General features: G+C 30.9%; 15 protein-coding genes and 1 pseudogene. 5 read left to right on the forward strand and 11 right to left on the reverse strand.

The window, feature by feature from the left end; genetic code table 11:
- On the reverse strand, nt 1-1,094 hold a 1,094-nt coding region (locus ACSULM_RS11485), incomplete at its 3' end, for a YSIRK-type signal peptide-containing protein (RefSeq protein WP_436862875.1).
- 367 nt (nt 1,095-1,461) lie between these two features.
- Here ACSULM_RS11485 and ACSULM_RS11490 point away from each other — a divergent pair.
- From ACSULM_RS11490 to ACSULM_RS11500, 3 genes are all read left to right on the forward strand, one after another.
- Nucleotides 1,462-2,715: an ATP-grasp domain-containing protein gene (locus ACSULM_RS11490; protein ID WP_436862878.1), complete on the forward strand. Its 1,254-nt coding sequence runs from the start codon at nt 1,462-1,464 to the stop codon at nt 2,713-2,715.
- Between the two features lie 239 nt (nt 2,716-2,954).
- Nucleotides 2,955-3,221 carry a hypothetical protein gene (locus ACSULM_RS11495; RefSeq protein WP_436862880.1) on the forward strand — a complete coding sequence of 89 codons (267 nt, stop codon included), beginning with the start codon at nt 2,955-2,957 and terminating at the stop codon, nt 3,219-3,221.
- Nucleotides 3,214-3,777, forward strand: a complete 564-nt coding sequence (locus ACSULM_RS11500) for an NAD(P)H-dependent oxidoreductase (protein ID WP_436862883.1) — start codon at nt 3,214-3,216, stop codon at nt 3,775-3,777. Before ACSULM_RS11495 ends, ACSULM_RS11500 begins: the two co-directional genes overlap by 8 nt.
- A 72-nt stretch (nt 3,778-3,849) precedes the next feature.
- On the opposite strand, the gene ACSULM_RS11505 is transcribed toward ACSULM_RS11500, so the two are convergent.
- From ACSULM_RS11505 to ACSULM_RS11515, 3 genes are all read right to left on the reverse strand, one after another.
- Entirely contained in the window at nt 3,850-4,329 is a 480-nt protein-coding gene (locus tag ACSULM_RS11505) for a GNAT family N-acetyltransferase (protein ID WP_436862885.1), read from the reverse strand.
- 27 nt (nt 4,330-4,356) lie between these two features.
- Complete coding sequence (locus ACSULM_RS11510) at nt 4,357-5,001, reverse strand: type 1 glutamine amidotransferase family protein (RefSeq protein ID WP_436862888.1); 645 nt, start codon at nt 4,999-5,001, stop codon at nt 4,357-4,359.
- A 75-nt stretch (nt 5,002-5,076) separates the two neighbouring features.
- The gene (locus tag ACSULM_RS11515) at nt 5,077-6,039 is read right to left on the reverse strand and encodes a helix-turn-helix transcriptional regulator (RefSeq protein ID WP_436862890.1); all 963 of its coding nucleotides are present in this window, start codon (nt 6,037-6,039) and stop codon (nt 5,077-5,079) included.
- Nucleotides 6,040-6,342: 303 nt separating this feature from the next.
- Between ACSULM_RS11515 and ACSULM_RS11520 the strand changes: the two genes are divergently transcribed.
- Nucleotides 6,343-7,323: a tRNA dihydrouridine synthase gene (locus ACSULM_RS11520; RefSeq protein ID WP_436862891.1), complete on the forward strand. Its 981-nt coding sequence runs from the start codon at nt 6,343-6,345 to the stop codon at nt 7,321-7,323.
- 208 nt (nt 7,324-7,531) lie between these two features.
- Here ACSULM_RS11520 and ACSULM_RS11525 read toward each other — a convergent pair whose 3' ends face one another.
- From ACSULM_RS11525 to ACSULM_RS11540, 4 genes are all read right to left on the reverse strand, one after another.
- On the reverse strand, nt 7,532-8,518 hold the full coding sequence (locus tag ACSULM_RS11525; RefSeq protein ID WP_436862894.1) for an HNH endonuclease: 987 nt from the start codon (nt 8,516-8,518) through the stop codon (nt 7,532-7,534).
- A gap of 258 nt (nt 8,519-8,776) precedes the next feature.
- A complete protein-coding gene (gene mcrC / locus ACSULM_RS11530; protein ID WP_436862897.1) occupies nt 8,777-9,805 on the reverse strand; it encodes a 5-methylcytosine-specific restriction endonuclease system specificity protein McrC in 1,029 nt (342 codons plus the stop codon).
- Entirely contained in the window at nt 9,802-11,634 is a 1,833-nt protein-coding gene (locus tag ACSULM_RS11535; protein ID WP_436862899.1) for an AAA family ATPase, read from the reverse strand. Before ACSULM_RS11535 ends, mcrC begins: the two co-directional genes overlap by 4 nt.
- A gap of 65 nt (nt 11,635-11,699) precedes the next feature.
- On the reverse strand, nt 11,700-11,948 hold the full coding sequence (locus tag ACSULM_RS11540) for a hypothetical protein (protein ID WP_436862902.1): 249 nt from the start codon (nt 11,946-11,948) through the stop codon (nt 11,700-11,702).
- 471 nt (nt 11,949-12,419) lie between these two features.
- Between ACSULM_RS11540 and thrS the strand changes: the two genes are divergently transcribed.
- Nucleotides 12,420-14,330: a threonine--tRNA ligase gene (thrS, locus tag ACSULM_RS11545; RefSeq protein ID WP_436862904.1), complete on the forward strand. Its 1,911-nt coding sequence runs from the start codon at nt 12,420-12,422 to the stop codon at nt 14,328-14,330.
- Between the two features lie 827 nt (nt 14,331-15,157).
- On the opposite strand, the pseudogene ACSULM_RS11550 reads toward thrS, so the two are convergent.
- From ACSULM_RS11550 to ACSULM_RS11560, 3 genes and pseudogenes are all read right to left on the reverse strand, one after another.
- Nucleotides 15,158-15,808: pseudogene (locus tag ACSULM_RS11550) on the reverse strand (restriction endonuclease subunit S); the annotation flags it as partial.
- Complete coding sequence (locus ACSULM_RS11555; protein ID WP_436862907.1) at nt 15,801-17,357, reverse strand: type I restriction-modification system subunit M; 1,557 nt, start codon at nt 17,355-17,357, stop codon at nt 15,801-15,803. The pseudogene ACSULM_RS11550 and the gene ACSULM_RS11555, both read right to left, overlap by 8 nt.
- 116 nt (nt 17,358-17,473) lie before the next feature.
- Nucleotides 17,474-20,266, reverse strand: coding sequence for a type I restriction endonuclease subunit R (locus tag ACSULM_RS11560; protein WP_436862909.1), 2,793 nt, complete (start codon nt 20,264-20,266; stop codon nt 17,474-17,476).
- Nucleotides 20,267-20,627: the final 361 nt, after the last annotated feature.

Below are 20,627 nucleotides of genomic sequence, written 5' to 3' on the forward strand. Positions count from 1 at the left end.
ACTTTTACTGTCGAGCCTGCTTCTGCTGCTCCACTTACTTGGCTATCTTCGCTTGTTACTCTATTCACCGTTGGTGCTTCTGGCGCTGTTGTATCGATTGGTACTTCTGGAATTTCTGGTGAAATTGCCATATTTCTTTTTACGACAATAAAAATATTAGCAACATAAGTCTCACTAGAATTGTTAGCTTTCCAGCCAATAGTTGCCATATAATCTCTTGATGTTTCTCCTTTTTTCCAATCATTAATTACAGGTCTACCAGTCACTGTTTTTCTAATTGATTTAATATCAATTTTAATCCAATCAGGATTTTGAGTTGATGAAGACCCAGCTGGAACAAATAATCTACCACCTATTTTAACGCCACTAACTGTTATAGTTGGTATATCATTTCCTTCTTCAATTTCCACGTATTGATTTGAGAGTTTGAATTTTCTATCTGCAGCTCTAGAACTATAATTTACTGCGTTCCTACTCTGAAATTTTGTAGGAGAATAAAGGGCTTTCGCTTCTTCATGTTTAATATCTTTGTTTTTTGTTATTTCTTTTTCTTTTGGCTTTTCAACCTCTTCTTTATTAATATTTAAATACTTTTTTCTTTCGCTTTCAGTAGTAGTATTATTAACTATGTTTTCAACTACATCTTTATTAGTTTTATTATTTTCTTGTATTGGATCTCCCTTTTCAGATATTTTTGTATCTTCAGTGTTTTTCTTATTAATAGTTTCTTCCGCTAACTCTTTATTAGTTTTATTTTGCTCTTCTGTTTGAGTGTTTTTTTGTAATGTATTTATATTAAGTTCTTCTTCAAAATCTTTCTGATTGCTACTATTTTCTACTTTATCATCTGCTAAATTTTCGCTAATACTATCTTTTTCTTTGGTATCTTCTTTTTCGAGATCCTTAAATTGTTTTATATCATTGTTAAAATCAATTTCACTTTTGGTCAATTTACTTTCTTCAGATGCACTTGCTTCATTATTATTTCCCATTATTAGCAATGAACCCAATAATATTGATGCTGTTCCAATTGTAAACTTGCGAATAGAATATCTATTTTGCCTTCTTGATATATATTCTCTAAAAATTTTCATAAATATTTTCAATCTCCTTAATAACTATGATAGATTTACCTAGAAAAATGATAAACAATTAATTCGATTTTATGTATAAAAAATCACACATGGTAAAAAAACAACCTCTCAAAGTAAAATTATAAAACTTTAAAATTACTACAAACTTTTTCACTTATATATTTATGGCTTATTTTAAGTTCAACCGGTAAAATTTTTACATCCTTTTTTATTAATTTATTTTTATAAGCATTTCTAAAATTACATTTACATAGAGACTCATCTTAAAATAAATACCGTCAAATTGATTTTATCTATATTTTTAAACTAAATAAAATATGGTATCATTTTTATATAATAACTAAAACATAAAATTGAGGTGGCCATCATGAAAAGTTATTTACTGTTATTAGGTGCGGATCAATTTCTAAGAGAACGCTCATTTGCTGGTGGTAAAGCAATTGGAGATTTTGAAATATGGACAGCTATAAAAAATGCAAAGTATCAATACAACGCTTACTTCGATTTTTGTATTAATGCTAATCCTTTGAATTATGAAGAAATAAAAAGTGAAATAGATCATTATAAGACTCTAGGATATCTACCTAAAGCGATTGTCCCATTAAACGATTGGACACTTAAAGTTGCAAATAGATTAAATCAAGACTACGGTTTGTGTTACTTAGAAGATAAAGTCGTAGAAGCTTGTAGGAATAAACACATCATGAAAGCTTTATTTGAAAGTAATCATGTACAAACGCCCAAATCTATACGTTTTAGTAACATTCAACAATTAGAACGACTTGTGAATGATTTTAATTTTCCAGTAGTCATAAAGCCGATTGATTTCGGAGGAAGTGGCGGCGTTTATTGGGCCCATAATAAAAAAGAATGTATTGACGCCTATATTAAATCCCAAGAAACAATGGATGTCTATGCTGATGCTTTTCAAGTATCCAAAAATGAATTTTTAATCGAAGAATTTATCGATAGTGATGATGAAGTTTCAGTCGAAGTGTTATGTGGTCATGATTTCTACGAAGTGATTACAATTACTGAAAAATATTTATCACCTAGACCTTGGTTTACTGAAATGGGTCACCTCGTCCCAAGTCATCGTAATAGAGATTCAAATATTAGACAACTTGCTATACAAGCATGTAACGCTTTAGGCATTAACCGTGGTGTTGCCCATGTTGAAATAAAAATAAAAGATAACAAACTTTATGTTATTGAAGCTGCAGCTAGACCTGGAGGCGATGCAATTATGGACTTAGTTGAAACCTCTTATGGCATCAATCCCTATCAGCTGCATATCTCTATGTATATTAATAATACAAATCATCTCTCCCTCAATTTTGAGCCTCAAAAGACATCTGCTATAGCCTTTATGAAAGCTAAAAAAGGTGTAATTAGCAAAATTAATTATCCAGATTTATCTCAATATACTGAAATTAGAAGAATAAATTTATTAAAAAAAGTAGGAAATCGTGTTGGAGACCCTGAAAATTGGAGTGATCGTGAAGGGCTTGTTCAATTTAACTGGCTTGATTTACCAACAATAAAAACTTACAAACATATCCAAAAAGCCAATGATTTAGCAAATAAAATTTTCGATTGTAGTGATGTTGAAAATGAATAATTACTTAATAGTTACTGCACTATATCGCTTTATTTGTGGTGGTTTAATACTTCTTATCAATTGGGAACTAGCAAGTCCTGAATCTACAAAGGATTTGGCTATTGCTACCGTTCTGTCATTTGTACCAGCCATATTCACTCCATTTTTAATAAAGCTATTATTTAAAAACTACACAGGAAGCAAACTTACAAAATTATCGTAATTTTAATGAAAATACCTTATTCACATTACAATTAATTGTGGATTTAAAAGCACTTGATATCGAATTACAAAATATTAAATATGTCATTCATTTATTTAATAAACCCATTTCAAAAAGTTGTAATGCGCAATCTAACGACTTTCTCCAACAATTGATTTTAGAAAAAGAGGAGCAGCTAAATAATAAAATGTATATCCTTAAAAAATTAAAAAAGCTACATAATTTGGCTAAAGATGAAAACTATGAAATCAATAAAAATGAAATCTTTCAAACATTGAAGGAAAGAGGTAATTACCATGATTAGTGTTATATATGGAGGTAATCAGTCAGGCGTTTGTTACGATGTTTATCAAAATGTGATTCAAAAACTACCAGAAAATAAGATTTATAATATAAATTTACAACAGACAGATATGGCTTTCTTTTTAAGTAATGGCTACCACACGCCACTAACTCCTCAACAAGAGAACATGGTTCATCAAATTGAAGATTCTACAACTTTAATCTTTATTTATCCTTTATATTGGTTTAATGTACCAGCTGTCCTAAAAAGTTTTATTGATCAAACGTTTTGGCCAGAACGTGCATTTAGTTTTAAGAAAAAACAATATTTTAAAAAAGGTCTATGGAAAGGCAAAAAAGTAATTATCATATATACACAAGGTGGCCCCGAGATTTTTCATAAATTAAAAGGAAATTTGGGTTATAAAGTTATGAAATATCCATTAAATCTCTTCGGTATTTACGATATTTCGGTATTACATGTAGATAATTTAAATAGAAGTAACACTACACCAGAAAAAGTGAATAAAGATGTGCAGACCGTGACTGCAAAAGTTGAAAAATTGTTGGGCTTGTAGAAATGCGTAAAAGACTGACGTGAAGCCAGTCTTTTTATGATTTTGGTCATATTAAGTTTTTTTAATTTAGTATTAACTGGTTATGCTCTTTTTCAAGATTATTTCATCCTGTATTCGGATACCATTGTCACCAAACACAGGAATTGTTATTTTCTCTAATCTAGCTTTATTAACAGAATCCGTTATTATTTCAACTAATCTGTAGCCTCTTTTTTGATAAAACTTTAAGGCATCCAAATTATCATTTGTAGTAATAATCTTTATTTCATTTATACTCATATCTTTTGCGATTTCTTCTACTTTTTTCAGTAACATAGTTCCAATACCCCTATTTTGTTCAAAACTTTCTAATGAAATCACTTCTAAGTACTGACCAAACACTTTGAAAGTAAGCACGCCTTTAATCTTCTTATCCTCAATAGCGACTATACTAGGTAAACTGGATAGTTGATATACTCCTGAGGAGATGACCATTACCTCATCTTTTAAAATATCTCGAATTAACTGTTCTTTTTCCATTTTATCTAATTCACAAGAATGTTTTATAAGCATTTTCCACCTCTATAACCTTAATTATTTTCAACCATGTTTTGATCTATCCATCGAATTCATCAATTGATAAAAGTATTCTTCTCTATGTGTCTTATTTAATTTATACCATGCTTCTAACGTATCTTCCTCAAATACGTCTATCTTTTCCAACACTTCCTTAGCAAATTCTAGCGGTGCAATACCTGACGCAGTAATTAAATTTTCATCAGATATAGCTGTCTTCATTTCAAAAAATTCTTCGCCCTTGTAATTTGGACATGTCAATTTAGTGTAATCTAAGTTATTACTAGTATGTTTTCTACTATCTAAATGCCCACTATTAGCTAATCCATCTACTGCACCACAAATCGCAGCAACAACTGTCCCTTTATCTAACGCCTTTCCAACGCATGCTTTGACTGGTTGATGTATTTGATCACTCCAATTCGTTCCTCCAGGTAAAATTAATAAATCATTACGTTCTAACATACATTTATCAATAGTCGTATCTGGCACTATATGTATCCCACCCATCGTTTTTACTAATTCTTTACTAGCGCCTACAGTAATTACGTTTATTGGATCTAAGCCATTTTTAAAATATCTTCCTGAATTCAATTCAGCTATTAAATAACCATACTCCCAATCTGACATTGTATTAAATACATAAAGGTATACTTTTGATATTTTCATAAAATTATTCTCCATTCGCTATTAATATAGCAAAACGTAACATAGCTTCCCTGACACCTAACGTCAAGGAAGCTATTATTTTTGATAAAACGCTATTAAATCAGACAGGTTGTTAATAATTTCTTCTTTTAGACTTAATGGTGCTACAACTTCAATCCCTTTACCAAATGGCAGTAATATTTGGGGCACGTATTTATGCATTATCTCTTCTTCAAGTTGAAATTCTGCTTGGTTGAATGCTCTATCTTTTAAGTAATGTCCGAGAAACCAATGCTGACACACATCATCTAATGTACTCACCTCTCCACGAATTACTAAACGTGTTGTTGCACCTTCATTTTCCATAATTGGCAATAAATTACCCATGAAATAGTTGTCTATTGAGAAATCTTCAAGCTGTTCAAACGTGTCTTCAGTTAATATGAGACTATCTATTCGGTCCACTCTGAAAGTTCGAACATCGTCCCTAAGATGGCAATATGCGACCAAATACCATTTGTTTTTCCAATAAATTATTCTATATGGATCAACCTGTCTGTCTTGTGATACGTCATCGCCGCCTTTTCGATATGAAATAATTACAGAATTTCTTTCAGCAACAGAATATTCTAATACTTCCAAATGGCTCCTTAAAGGATATGTGTTACTTCTCATAATCACTTCGAGACTAGCAGTATGTTTCTCTATTTCAATTTCTTGATCCAAGTTCGAATAATTTCTTAACTTTGTAATAGCACTGTTTAAAGATTTTCCACCGTAATAACCCGCTTCTTCTGCAAAATTTGCAGCATGACATAATGCTGTTTGTTCCTCAGAATTAAAAAATAGCGGGGCTTCAATAAAATCTTTTAATAATGTGTATCCGCCATTATGTCCAGTATCTGAAATTATAGGCACACCACTCTTTGAAAGTGTATCCATATAACGATAAACCGTTCTGATATTCATCTCTAACTTATCTGAAATTTGCTTTGCAGTAACCTTTTTATTTGAATTAAGCATCCAAAGAATTGCAAGTACATTGTCTAGTTTAGCCATAGGACACACCTCTTTTAATGGAATAACTACCCTATAATTCGTTTATAACTATTTACAACCAAACGTTTTCAACACTTAAACTTTATTCTTCACTATAAATGAAGTAAGCTACATTTCACTATTATTTTAAACACATTGTACTAAAAATGAATAAGCACTTATCATAATTATAATACTTATTTTACAATAATTAGAGACATTTTCTTATTTAGTTTGTTACTATTCAATATCCTGTTAATTTATGGTAATATCATCATGTATAAAAAGTCGAGATATTAAGAGAAAAGAAGGTTTAAATATATTATGAAAGAAAATTTTTGGCGTGAATTACCACGTCCATTTTTTATTTTAGCGCCAATGGAAGATGTAACAGATATCGTCTTTCGTCACGTTGTTAGTGAAGCAGCTAGACCCGATGTATTTTTCACTGAATTTACAAATACTGAGAGCTTTTGCCACCCTGAAGGGATACACAGTGTGCGTGGACGCTTAACATTCAGTGAGGATGAACAGCCTATGGTTGCTCATATTTGGGGAGACAAGCCAGAGCATTTTCGAGAAATGAGCATCGGCATGGCAGAGATGGGCTTTAAAGGTATTGATTTGAATATGGGCTGTCCAGTAGCTAATGTTGCAAGTAAGGGTAAGGGTTCTGGCCTAATTCTTTGCCCTGAAACTGCGGCTGAAATTATCCAAGCTGCTAAAGCGGGAGGTCTACCGGTAAGTGTTAAAACACGTCTCGGATATTATGAAATCGATGAATGGCGAGATTGGTTAAGACACGTCTTCAAGCAGGATATTGCAAATTTATCTATTCACCTCCGTACCCGCAAAGAGATGAGTAAAGTAGATGCACACTGGGAATTAATCGAAGAAATTAAAAAATTGCGTGACGAGATCGCACCAAATACATTGTTAACGATTAATGGTGATATTCCAGATAGAAAAACAGGTCTAGAACTTGCAGAAAAATATGGCATCGATGGTGTAATGATTGGACGAGGTATTTTCCATAATCCTTTTGCATTTGAAAAAGAGCCTCGTGAACATTCAAGCAAAGAGCTATTAGGATTACTGAGATTACATCTAGCATTGTTTAACAAATATTCAAAAGATGAAGAGCGACAATACAAGCCTTTACGCAGATTCTTTAAAATTTATGTACGTGGCATCAGAGGCGCTAGTGAACTAAGACATCAATTGATGCAAACACACTCGACAGACGAAGCACTCGCATTGCTCGATGACTTTGAAGCTCAAATGGGCGATGAAGTGGAAGTATAATTTAGAGGTTAACTTGAAGCTTTGTATTTATTAATTGCACTAATAACATTACAATTTTTCACATTACATGAAATAACCTAATTTTACTGTCTTTCAATGCTCTCTATATTCTATTCTATTAAAACCAATAAGCAGGAGTGTATCACAAGTGATGCACTCCTGCTTATTATGTAATGATATGATTTTTATAGCTGTATAACTAAGGTTTTTATAAATTCTTGCTTTGATAATAATTAAGTCTATCTTTCAGAAATTTTACATCAGATTTTAAATTTAATTCATGCATTTTCCTGTGGCAATTAGGGTCTAAAGCAACAGCATTATCTATACTATCCTCCCCACCGTTAGCGAGCCATTCTACATGGTGGCATTCAAGGTATGCTCTCCCATTCCGATCCTTAAAGGGCGCTGGTTCATTACATAAATCACAATAGCCATTAGATCTATTCTTAACATGTGCAGTTACATGAATATTTCTAACAAACACTTTAGTAACAGCTTCCTTTCTTTCTATGTGTTTTGCCTGAATAGCACGTTCATATACATCATTATCACTGAGTTTATCTATTATATTGGCCTGCTCTCTATATTTCTCGTCCGAGATATTTCCTGGGATATAATATTCACTATTATTAAAAGTTAGAGGAAAAATCCATATTTTTCTATCATTTTGTTCTGTGGTGTAAGGTTTATCAGACAACCTCACTTCACCACGAAAGATATGTTCGCCCGAAGTAAATGATTCAAACAGATATACTTTAATACTTAAATCTTTAGAATGATTTAAAGTCTTATTTTGCATATAATCAATATCTTGATCACCTTTTAGCCCCATACCTGTGTAATGCAATGTTTCATTTCCTTTATCATCTATTACTGTCTGATCTCTATAAACATTATTTGTATGATCCGAGAATAATACTAGTGTATTAGTTAAATGAGAACGTCGCATACCTCCCTGCTGTGAACATTTGAATATATCACTAATCGTATTATTGTCGTACTTTTTATCAATAATTAGATTATCAATTGCTTCTGTTATCTTTTTATGCCAATTCTTTACTTGTTCTATATCAAAGAACTCTTCATTCTGCTCCTTAACTATTGGTATTCCAGCTTTCTTCCAATTTTGAAAAGTGTCTTTATTTATTTTTAACGATTGCATTAGCTCACTTTTCTTTAATAATTTGCTCATAATGTTTTCCGCCTTTATCTTTATCTATTACTTAAACATTACTATATTGTAGGGGGGATCTATTTTATTCTTATTCTGTTACCGTTGTGTATTTATATGGTATTGATAGTGAGTAGTACCACTCACCTAAGAAAATTACTAGCCGAAGACTCCAGACTAAGAAATTATCTGCGGGAAAAGTGAATACAAAACTGTTGGAAAATCAGAATACTATAAAAGTAAACTTAGTTATTTAAAACTAATTGTCCTAATAGTATTTTAAATTTCAAAATATTCAACCACTATTTTGTTCAACTGTTCTGAAAGTTGAGTGAAATCACAATTTAGATCTAATGTTTTCACGCTAATCTGGTTGCCGCTCATTTGATAAATATTGTCGGGAACTATTTTTTCATTCGTTTTAGCGTAAAGTAACATTCCTGAAACTTTTGCTGACTTTTCTTTTAGATTTAGATTTTTAACATAGGTGAAAATTTGATACAGATTTCCTGAATGAATTGTATTAGTATTATAGTTATTTTGTAATGTTTTAGCATAATACTTAGTATCAATTATTAAATATTTATTATTATATGAAAGGATAATATCGGTCTTCATTACAGGTAACATATCCTTAACACCATCATCCACCATCCAAGGAATATGGGACGCAGTGACAGTTAATTGTGGAAATTCTTTTCTATAATATTCAAAGGTGAATTTTTCAAATAAACGTGAAAGTTGTTGCTCGTCTGAGTAATCCATAAATTGGTTACTTCCATCTTTTTTTGACTGTAATAGCCCTTTAATAATTAAATAACAAATAGCTGTTAACATTTTATATGTTTGATTATTACGAGTGAATTGTAAATTCCAATTAATATTATGCCTATTTAATGTATCTACTTTGTCAAAAAATAATAATAATTTTTTAATTTTTTTCTTTCTCTCTTTTGAAATTGCAGCTTTAAGTAACAAAACCATGGTAGTTTTAATTATTTTATTCATGTAAATATTAATCGAAAACTCATCGTATGAACAATTGAGCCTTTGATTCATAATATCTAGATTTTTAATAGATTCTGTGATATTAATTTTACCTCGAACCATTTTCAAAGATTCTTTTTCTTCTACGTACTCATGATGTAACCCACGTTTTAGTTGAATAGATACACCTTTAATTAGAATAGCTGCATACAAATCAATAGCATTCTCGAAGTCTTCCGTCGCGACTTTACGATAACCTTTTTCATTTAACACTTTATATGCATATGACAGCATATAATATATATTCTTAATAGCTATCATTGAATAGCCCCTCGTAATTTTTCCGACCATAAATCTACTTTATCTGGTTCATCAAACCAGTATTCTTTTATTAACGGGATAATTTCATAATCTACTATATTCTCTAATTCATTGTCTGTAACACTTGATAAGTTGCTGAAATAGCTATGGCCTATCATAAATCCTTCACCAAGTGACTCATCACTATTAATTTCAGAATTCAAATTTAAAATGCATTGAATAAGAGAATCAAATTTAGAGCTAGCTAGCTTTTCTTGGTATGCAGTAAACCCTGTTGTCAAAAATCCTGTTGTCATATTATAAAAAGCAAATCGTCTACGCAACGCATAATCTAACATTGATAAACTGCGATCAGCTGTATTCATCATCCCAAGAATATAAATATTTGGGGGAACAGAAAACTTTTCGTCTACATATAATAATTGAAGCTCTGTTCCGCGTTTATCATTCTCTATTAACATGAATAATTCTCCTAAAATCTTACTTAGATTTCCACGGTTAATTTCATCAACAATAAAGAAATAATCATTTTCTATATCACTTTCTGCTCTCTTACAAAAATTATAGAATGTACCTTTACGAAGTTCGAATCCTGATGCTGTTGGCCTAAATCCCATAACAAAATCCTCATAAGAATAATTTTGATGAAATTGAACCATTTGAACGCGTTTTTTATCTTTAACTCCCATCATAGAATACGCTAATCGCTTAGCTACAAAAGTCTTACCAACACCTGGAGCACCTTGTAAAATTATATTTTTCTTTTTCCTAACCAAATTTACTAACTTAATATAATTCTCTTCTTCCATAAATACATCATTTAAAAAATATTTTTTATCGTAATGTGGTAAAGCGGTTTCTATTTCATCTTCTATGTCAACTTTATCCTCTTCAAATAACATTTTAAGTTCTTCAACAAAATCATTATATGGTGTAATATTGGTCAATGTTTTAGGAGCTGGTTTTATAGAAGTGATCCATTCTCCTTTTTCTTTCCATTCGATTGTACGAATGTTTTTAAAATCTTGATCTGGATTATACTCATGATCAGAAGTAACGATTCCCCAGCCAATTATTTGTTTTTGGCCTTTTTTTACATAAATAATATCTCCAATTTTCATTTCATTAGTAAATTGCCATATAGCATTCGTAATATTAATATAGCTTTTTGTATTACCATTAATTTCTTGTAGCTTTTCTTTTATATCTCTTCTACTTGTATACATTGAAAAATCTTCTAATTCTTCCCAACCTATCGACATAATTCCTTTTTCATAAAATTCATCCCAATTTACTGCTTGAGATCCTGGAGAAAATATCCAATAGTTTTTTGATTTCACATCTTTATCTGCATCTGATAATTCAATTTTTGTATTTTTATCTTTTTTTTGTAAGTTAATTTGTTCGGAATAGCGCCAAGCCTCATAACTCAATTCAATAAAGTTATCAACCTTCGTTACTTCATTAGAAAGATAATCTTCTATGCTAACAATTATTTCTATGTACGCTTCGCCTGATAATTTGGTATTTATTATAGGTAACTTATTTATTATTTCACCAGAAATTTCACCAGATTCATATATATACCATCTAGAACGAGAATCAAGATTGATAAATTTCTCTGGAGCAATCCAGTATAAACCACTTGTCAATTTACTGTTATGAATGCCTTTTTTAGACATAACTTTATCAAAATATACTATGAATTTTTCTTGAGAAGTCGTCGTAGAATCCTCGGCAAATTCTAATGCTACCTTAAATAGCATCCATAGTTCATCAATATCAGTTGAACTGCGGTCACCTTTAAAATAATAAAACGTAGCTCCCATATTATTAACAGTTGGAATACTATCAAAACTTTTTGGTAATTCTGCCTTAATTTCAAAAATTTCTGCTATAGCTCCAATAATTTCACTTTATTTGATAGACTTAAACTGCTTTTATTAAATAAAGCAAAAACAGTAAATGGATCAATATCTGTTAAATCGTTACTTCTCTCTAAAGTAGGTAGTTTAATTTCGGCCATATTGTATATTTCTTTAACTTTTTCAATTAAATCTATACGATTTTTATAATATTCCAATAGTTTTTCAGCAAATTCTTTATAAAAATCTACCCATGTCTTATCAATTATATTTTTCATTAACTCATCCCCTATGAACACTATTCCAACAGTATTTTAAATTATATTTTCTTTTATTAAACCAAATATAACATAATATATATTTATTTAATTTTAACATAATAGTAGATCCTAATTGCTTATTAAATGTTAAAATCTGATTATTTTGAAATTGAGTGTTGCAATAGCGAATCAACTCATATAAGATGATAGATAATTTAAGATAACGATCGGAGAAAAAGAAAAAGTATTTAAATTATACTCAGAGAATAGAGGTCATCGGCTGAAAGCTTCTATAATCATAAATACTTTACTACTTTGGAGATATGTATGAAAATACATCGTTTAATAACATGTTACGTTATTCTAATGAGCCCTAATTGATTAATAAATCAGTTAAGGAAATTTGGGTGGTACCACGAGACTGCGCTCGTCCCTATATCTATAGGGATAAGCGCAGTTTTTTTATTATAAAATAAAGGAGTGTTATCAATGTTTGAAGATAATGTGAACGTTCAATTACCAAATAAAAATGAAATGGAGGTGCCCCAAGAAACAACGTTACTTCATATTGCTAAAAATATTGGTAGCTCTTTCTCTAAAAAAGCTGCCCTAGGATATGTTAACGGTGAATTAAAAGAATTAAATTATAAGATTAAAGAAGATAGTAAAGTGGAATTTATTACTTTTGAAGATAAAAAAGCTGAAGAATCAATGAGGTATACATTGTCATTTTTATTAGGACATATCATTCAACGACAATTTGAAGGGTTTGAGATTGCTGATTTCGGTGTTAGTGACGAAAACTTTTATTGTGATTTCCAAACTCTGGACAAAAACCTTAATAAAGGTGATTTGGAGATCATAAACAAATCTCTAAATAAACTACTAAAGTCTAATCCAAAAATAGAAGTGTTTGACGTATCAAAAGAATATGCTCAAAAGCTTTTAAAAGATAAAAAGTACATGTCCTATCATGTTGAAAATAATGAAGAACTTATATTTAAAATTGCTGAAATTGATGGTTATCAATCATTGATTAGCTACCCTTTAATAACAAACCTATCAAAATTAAAAAATTATAAACTTAAAAGCATCTCATCTACAAATTGGTTAAGAGATACAAACAATCAACCATTGCAACGTATTTCAGGTATCGCATTTTCTGATAGTGAATCTTTAGTAGCACATGAGCAATTTCTTGAGCACTATGAAAAAATCAATAATAGAAAATTAGGTAAAGAACTTAATTTATTTACATTTTCTGATTATGCACCCGGTATGCCTTTTTATAAAAATAATGGTCAAATCATACGTCTAGAACTACAAAACCTCTTACGACAATTACAATTTGAAGAGGATTACGAGGAAGTTTATACACCTTTTATAATGAATGAATCATTATGGAAAAATAGTGGACATTGGGACCACTACAAAGACAATATGTATTTTACTGAAGTGGATGATGCAACATATTCATTGAAACCAATGAATTGTCCTGGCCATATGCTAATTTATAAAAATGAGCATCACTCATACAGAGATTTACCAATACGTATGGCTGAATTTGGACAAGTCCATCGCCACGAGCTAAGTGGTTCGTTAAATGGTTTATTTAGAGTGAGAACATTCAATCAAGACGATGCCCATATCTATGTGAGTCAAAACCAAATAGAAAGTGAAATACTTAATGTACTAAATTTAATTGATAAGGTATATACTGTTTTCGGATTTGATTATAGTATTGAATTATCTACACGTCCAGATGACTATATGGGAGATATTAATTTATGGAATTTTGCTGAAACATCACTGGAAAATGTTTTAAACTATAACAACTTAGCATATACAATTAATGAAAAAGACGGCGCATTCTATGGTCCTAAAATAGATATCCATATAAAAGACGCTTTGGGGAGAAGCCATCAATGTGGAACAATCCAACTTGATTTCCAAATGCCTGAAAAGTTCGATTTAAATTACATTAATGAATATAATGAAAAAGAAAGACCTGTCGTTATTCATAGAGCAATCTATGGTTCTATTGATCGCTTTTTAGGAATTTTACTTGAACATTTTGGTGGTAACTTACCATTATGGTTGGCACCAAACCAAGTTAATCTTATCCCAGTGAACAATAAAATACATTTAGCTCATGTAGAACAGATTAAAAAGCAGCTAAAATCTAATGGATTTAGAGTCACTGTCGATAGCAGTAATGAAAAAATGGGTTATAAAATAAGACAATCACAAATTAAGAAAGTGCCATACACAATTGTCGTTGGAGATAATGAAATAAGAGACAATATACTTTCTGTTCGAAAACATGGTCAAGATGAAGAACAAGTATTTGCAGTGGCTGATTTTATTGAAATACTAATAAAAAAGAAGAAAGTATTATAATAGGACATTTAACCCCTTCACACTTGAAACTTCTAGGTCAAGTAGATGAATTAATAATAAAAAATGGTTAATCTCGTTTTAAACGAAATTAACCATTTTTTATGTCTACTTTAAAGAAAATATATTAAAATGAAGTAGTCTTGTAGAATTTATAATACTTTTTTTGATTGAATTTCAGCTATCATTTCCAGTATTTTTATTATATCGAAGCATAAAAATTAATAACTGCTATTTTACTTAACATAATAGGTTGTTATCAGTACCTACACAAACATCTTCTGTAAAAACCCTTTTTTTCTCTCTTTTAGTAACTCAACTTTAACTGATTGTTTTTTAATTAAATTATCTTACTTTTCAAAAAAGACACCGATTTTTTCTTGTTCACTATAAACAGTAATATTAACAAAACTTTTTAACCAATCTTTTTCATGTAATGCTTTTTGAGCACTACCTGTAGGTAAATTTTTAAATATCACCGATTTATAATATGATTCGGAACTAAATAGAGATGTCATGAATTTTTTACTATATTCTTCTGACATACTTAATAAGGGCATATTTTCTGTCACAATATACCCATCTAAAGAACTTGGAATAAACCCAATTCCTCCTAAAAATACCCCTTGTCTTATAAATGTTAAAGTATTAGGATGTTTTTTTAAATCAATTAAGTACTGTCTTTTTCTACCGATCATTTTTCCGAAAGTTGTATCTCTATGCGTAATTTTCCCTTTGTTAGAAATAGATATTCTTTTATATTCTTCATCATCATGTAGATAAATCGTATTTTGATACTTAGTGAAAATATTATTTAATTCCTCAAATATCCAATCAGGATAACCATTCTCATTTTCATCTTTGAACCTTAATTCTTGTGAGAAAATCTTTTGCATATATCCCTTTTTCTGTTCTTCTAACTTCTCTAATTTTTGTTCTTCTAATTCGATTTGTCGATCGAGTTTGCTAAAGAAATCACCTATTTTTTGTTGCTCATTAATTGTAGGATAGCAGGAAGTGATACTATAAAAGTCAGAATGATTTAAATCAGGGATTGTTGAAGTGCCCGCTAAAGATAGAATTTTATTTTTTATTTTTGGAGATTTTAACACTTCAAATAAAAATAATCTATTATATTGTGATTGATCAAATTGAATTTTGAAAAAATTATTATGGAAAGCACCTTTAACGCCAGTAATTACTTTTCCTGTATTACCAGTCCTAGTCATTAAAACATCACTTTTCTTTGCTATAACAGACTCTGGAGGATTAGCAATATAATAGCGAGTCTTACTATTAGGTTTTAAAAATTCATTAGTTATATAAAAATATAACCCCGGAGTAAACTCGGTTTTTCTATCACTAATAGCAATCTGTAATCCTTGATTTGTTTTAGTAAACTCTCCAAATTTCTTTTCTTTCCATTCCCCTTCAAACTCAGGAAACCTTAACTCAGGAACATTTTTCATTTCATTAGTCATGGTTCAACACTCCTAATTCTTTCAAATAACCATAAATTTCTTCCTCTACTTGCGCGATTTCATCGTCTATTTGATTTAAATCTTTTTGAACTTGATCTAAATCCACTGCTTCTTCTTCTTCAAATGTGTCGACATATCTTGGGATATTTAAATTATAATCATTGTCTTCAATTTCTTTTAGACTTGCCGCATAACTATATTTATCAATTGTTTCTCTGTTTTTATACGTGTTAATAATCTTTTCTACTTGTTCGTCTGTGAGGTGATTTTGATTTTTACCTTTTTCAAATTCGTTAGAAGCATCAATAAATAATACGTCTTGATCTGCTTCGCGACATTTCTTAAATACGAGGACACAAGTTGGAATGCTTGTACCATAGAAAATATTGGCAGGTAAACCAATAACTGCGTCTAAATAATTTTTCTCTTCAATTAAATATTTACGAATCGTACCTTCGGCGGCGCCACGGAATAACACACCATGCGGTAAGACGACGGCCATTGTACCTTCATCGTCTAAATAATGCACCATATGTTGAATGAAGGCAAAGTCGGCTTTAGATTTAGGCGCTAATATCCCATAATTACTGAAGCGTTCATCATCGTTAAATTTACTATCTGCAGACCATTTGGCACTGTAAGGTGGATTGGCTACTACAGCATCGAACTTTTCATCTAAAAAAGCTGGATTTTCTAGCGTGTCATCATTTTGAATATCAAAGTTTTCGTAACGCACATTGTGTAACAACATATTCATTCGAGCCAAGTTATATGTTGTATTATTTCGTTCTTGACCATTATAACGATAAACAGTTGTTTCTTTACCTACACGTAGTAGTAATGAACCCGAACCACACGTAGGGTCATAGACATTTCTTAATTTATCTTTACCTAGAGTAACTATTTGAGCTAATATTTTAGAGACTTGTTGAGGTGTATAGAATTCACCTGCTTTTTTACCAGCGTTTGCCGCAAAGCGACCAATTAAGAATTCATAAGCATCACCTAACATATCAATTTCTAGATCACTATGTACAAAAGGTAAGTCTGCTAAATTAACCATGACTTTACTTAGTAGTGCTGTTCTATCTTTTACTGTGTTACCTAATCTTGTAGAACTTAAGTCCATATCACTGAACAAACCGATGAAATCATCTTCGCTATCTTGTCCAAGTGTAGATGTTTCTACTTTTCTAATGGCTTGCGCTAAGTGTTCAATATCAAAGCGTTGATTTTCAATTTCTTTAACCATACTACTAAATAAATCTTGTGGTTCAATAAAATAACCAACATTCTCAATAAGTTCAGCTTTTAAGTCTTCGCGGTATGCTTCATCTTCCCAAGCTTGTTCATATGTTAAATCTTCACCTGATAATGCTTCAGCAACTTCAGTTTCAGCTTTTTCTGATAAAAATCGATAGAAGATGAGTCCGAGAATATAGTTACGGAATTCACTCGCATCCATATTACCTCTTAAATCATTTGCAATGGACCATAAGCGTTTATGTAATTCTGCCTGTTGTTGGCGTTGTTTCTCAGTAATTGACATTTCATTTCCCCCATAAATTTAATAATTGTGATTTTGTTTGGCAGTAAAGTGCTTTTCTGCGTACTCCATATCAAGACCTCTGTAATATTTATTATCACGAAGGTTTGATATCATTTCTAGCTACTATATTTTTCTGTGACTTCTTCTATAAATGATGTCACTGCTTTTTTAGTTTGACGTTTTTCTCTAAGTTTTTTATCTCCAACGAGATCTTTCAAGTGGTCTTGATTCACAATACCACTATATTCGAACTCACCTGTAAGTGTCTTAAGTATTTGCTCATCAACAGCTTGTTGATGGGCGAAATCATTGAACTCTTCTTCCCGTTTCGCATTTTCAAACAATAGATAAGCTTCATCAATGTTATCTTCTTCAGATAACTTAGGTACCACTTCATCAATAAATTCTCGAATTAAGTCACGTTTCAATCGTAGTGTTGGATCATCCGCATTGTCTAATATGCGTCTAATTTGTTCACGATTACGTTGTTGTTCTACTTTGTCTTTCAAGTCAATTTGTCGAACTAAGTCCATAATATAGGACACATTTATCATATCATTACGTAAGATTTCTATTTCAAAATCAATGTCATTTAAGATAGATACTTTTTCAACTTCGCCACGTTTTGGCTTCACTTCATCATATATTGCAAAGTATTTACTCTTATAGTCTTCGAATTCTTGTTCATCCATACCAATATTTTCTTTTGTAAAATCAAACTCATCGAATGCTTTCAATCGTAAGACAAGTTTTGAAACTAAACGGAAAGCTTCTACAAACGCTTTTTTCTCGTTTTCATCTTGGACATTATCCATATCTTGGGGTTTTAGTGCCACCGACTTCAATTCGGCTAAAGCATCTACAAATTCAGATTGATACTCATCAAAGTTTCTCATTAATACACGGTCTGTATCATCTGTCTGAGAGAAAAGTTTTAAAGCATTATCCGTATTTCGTTTCAGGTCACGATAATTAACGATTTTCCCAAATGGTTTCGTTTCTTTTTCTACACGGTTTGTACGTGAATAAGCTTGGATTAAGTCGTGATATTTTAAGTTCTTATCAACATATAATGTATTTAAGACTTTACTATCAAACCCAGTTAAGAACATATTCACCACAATAAGCACGTCGATTTTATTACCTTTAACACCCTTTTTAACATTTTTAGAAAGATGATTAAAATACTCTTGAAAAGTCTCCGTTGAAAAGTTTGTTCCAAAATTATGATTATAATCTTGCATAACTTCTTCTAGTTTATCTCTAGAATGCGCCTCATCCACATCGTCTTCTTTACTTTCTTCATTTGCTGCATAAGAAAATACGCCTGCTACTTTTAATGGATGTTCATAGTCTTTACTAATTTTTTTAAAAGTGTCGTAATATTTTACAAGTGCAGGAATACTTTGAACAGTTAGGATTGCTGAATACTGTCTATTTCTTGTATATTTATCGTGATTTTCTGTAATATGTCGAGCAATCAATTCAACGCGTTTATCTGCCATCCACACTTCATCTTTATTGATATCTTCAACCATATCTTCTGAATCTGTATTTATATTTTGAGATTTAAATGTATTGATATAATCTACTGAAAAACCTAATACATTACCATCATGAATGGCATCTTTAATAAGGTAAGAGTGTAAGCATCGACCGAAGATATCGGCAGTGCTTCGGCCGTCTTGACTTTGATTTTCTTCAAAACGAGGTGTCCCAGTGAAACCAAAGTATTGCGCATTATTAAAATGTTGACGAACAATACGGTGCATATCCCCAAATTGGCTACGATGACATTCATCAATAATGAAGACCACTTTGTCTGTCTTATACTGGTCTAATGCTTCAGCATTATTTTGAATCGCTTTTGACATTTTTTGAATCGTCGTAACGATAAGCGGTAAGCTCTTATCTTTTAACTGTTTAACAAGTTGTGCTGTATTATTCGTCTTATCCACTGAACCTTTAGAGAATTTATTAAACTCTTCTTCTGTTTGGCTGTCTAAATCTTTACGGTCGACGAGGAAAATGACTTTTTTGATATCATCTTGCTCTGATAATACTTGACTCGCTTTAAATGAAGTTAATGTTTTACCACTACCCGTTGTATGCCATATATAGCCGTTATTACTTGTTTCTGTTGCTTGATGTATTAAAGCTTCAACAGCATGGACTTGATATGGTCGCATCGCCATAAGAATATGATCTGTTTCATTTAAAATCATATAACGTGAAATCATTTTAGCGATATGACACGGTCTTAAAAATGTAACAGTAAAGTCACTCAAAGTATTGATACGTTTATTGTCATTGTCGCTCCAATAAAACATATGGCTTTTCAAAATTTCACCATCATTATTAGAAATATAACGGGTTTCTATACCATTACTGATAATAAATAATTGTATATAACGGAAAAGACCTGTGTAGTTTTGTTTTCTATACCGCATCACTTGATTAAAGGCTTCATTGATATCAATACCACGACGCTTAAGCTCAATTTGAGCTAGTGGTAAGCCGTTGACTAATATTGTGACATCGTATCTTGCTTTATATGTATCATCTACGGATACTTGATTGGTAATTTGAAATTTATTTTTACACCAGTTTCTCGTATCTAAAAATGATAAATATACTTCAGACTCATCATCACGTCTTAAAGGTAATTTATCACGTAATATACGTGCACTTTCAAAAATGCCTTTACCATTTATCATCGTTAATAAGCGTTGAAATTCTTTATCTGTTAACGGTTCTCCATTTAATTTCTCGACATGACGCTCATTTAAAATCGAACGAAAATTATCTAAAAGTTGTTGTTCATCCCTAATTGTTACAGTTTCATAGCCATTGGATCCCAATTGTTCCATCATTTCTTTTTCTAATGCAAATTCACTTTGGTAAACCATAACATCCCACCTTTATCTCTATTCCATTCAATTATAATATATAAATAGATTTAGGTGGTGTAAATTTTATAATTAACTTTATTATTGTTTTTTATCGAGGCTACAGTTATTTCTAAATTTATAAAACATAAAAATTAAAAAGAGGAGGTCTACCCCCTCTTTTTATATTCTTAGATTTTGACAAACTATTAATTATTAGAAAACTTAGTTTTGAGGAAGACCATATCAAAAACCACTTGTAATAAAGCTAAACCAACTAATTTTTTATACATGATGAATTGTCAATTTAACTGCAACAGACTTACAGTGAAAATTTCATAAGGTGTACACCAATTAAGACACTTTCTTGGTCGATGATTTA

Source organism: Staphylococcus caeli (assembly GCF_051413795.1).
GTDB lineage: Bacteria > Bacillota > Bacilli > Staphylococcales > Staphylococcaceae > Staphylococcus > Staphylococcus caeli_A.

Coding starts and splice junctions, on each gene's coding strand:
- ACSULM_RS11490 (WP_436862878.1), top strand. CDS start 1,462: ATGAAAAGTTATTTACTGTTATTAGGTGCGGATCAATTTCTAAGAGAA.
- ACSULM_RS11500 (WP_436862883.1), top strand. CDS start 3,214: ATGATTAGTGTTATATATGGAGGTAATCAGTCAGGCGTTTGTTACGAT.
- ACSULM_RS11505 (WP_436862885.1), bottom strand. CDS start 4,329: ATGCTTATAAAACATTCTTGTGAATTAGATAAAATGGAAAAAGAACAG.
- ACSULM_RS11510 (WP_436862888.1), bottom strand. CDS start 5,001: ATGAAAATATCAAAAGTATACCTTTATGTATTTAATACAATGTCAGAT.
- ACSULM_RS11515 (WP_436862890.1), bottom strand. CDS start 6,039: ATGGCTAAACTAGACAATGTACTTGCAATTCTTTGGATGCTTAATTCA.
- ACSULM_RS11520 (WP_436862891.1), top strand. CDS start 6,343: ATGAAAGAAAATTTTTGGCGTGAATTACCACGTCCATTTTTTATTTTA.
- ACSULM_RS11525 (WP_436862894.1), bottom strand. CDS start 8,518: ATGAGCAAATTATTAAAGAAAAGTGAGCTAATGCAATCGTTAAAAATA.
- mcrC (WP_436862897.1), bottom strand. CDS start 9,805: ATGATAGCTATTAAGAATATATATTATATGCTGTCATATGCATATAAA.
- ACSULM_RS11535 (WP_436862899.1), bottom strand. CDS start 11,634: ATGGGAGCTACGTTTTATTATTTTAAAGGTGACCGCAGTTCAACTGAT.
- ACSULM_RS11540 (WP_436862902.1), bottom strand. CDS start 11,948: ATGAAAAATATAATTGATAAGACATGGGTAGATTTTTATAAAGAATTT.
- thrS (WP_436862904.1), top strand. CDS start 12,420: ATGTTTGAAGATAATGTGAACGTTCAATTACCAAATAAAAATGAAATG.
- ACSULM_RS11555 (WP_436862907.1), bottom strand. CDS start 17,357: ATGTCAATTACTGAGAAACAACGCCAACAACAGGCAGAATTACATAAA.
- ACSULM_RS11560 (WP_436862909.1), bottom strand. CDS start 20,266: ATGGTTTACCAAAGTGAATTTGCATTAGAAAAAGAAATGATGGAACAA.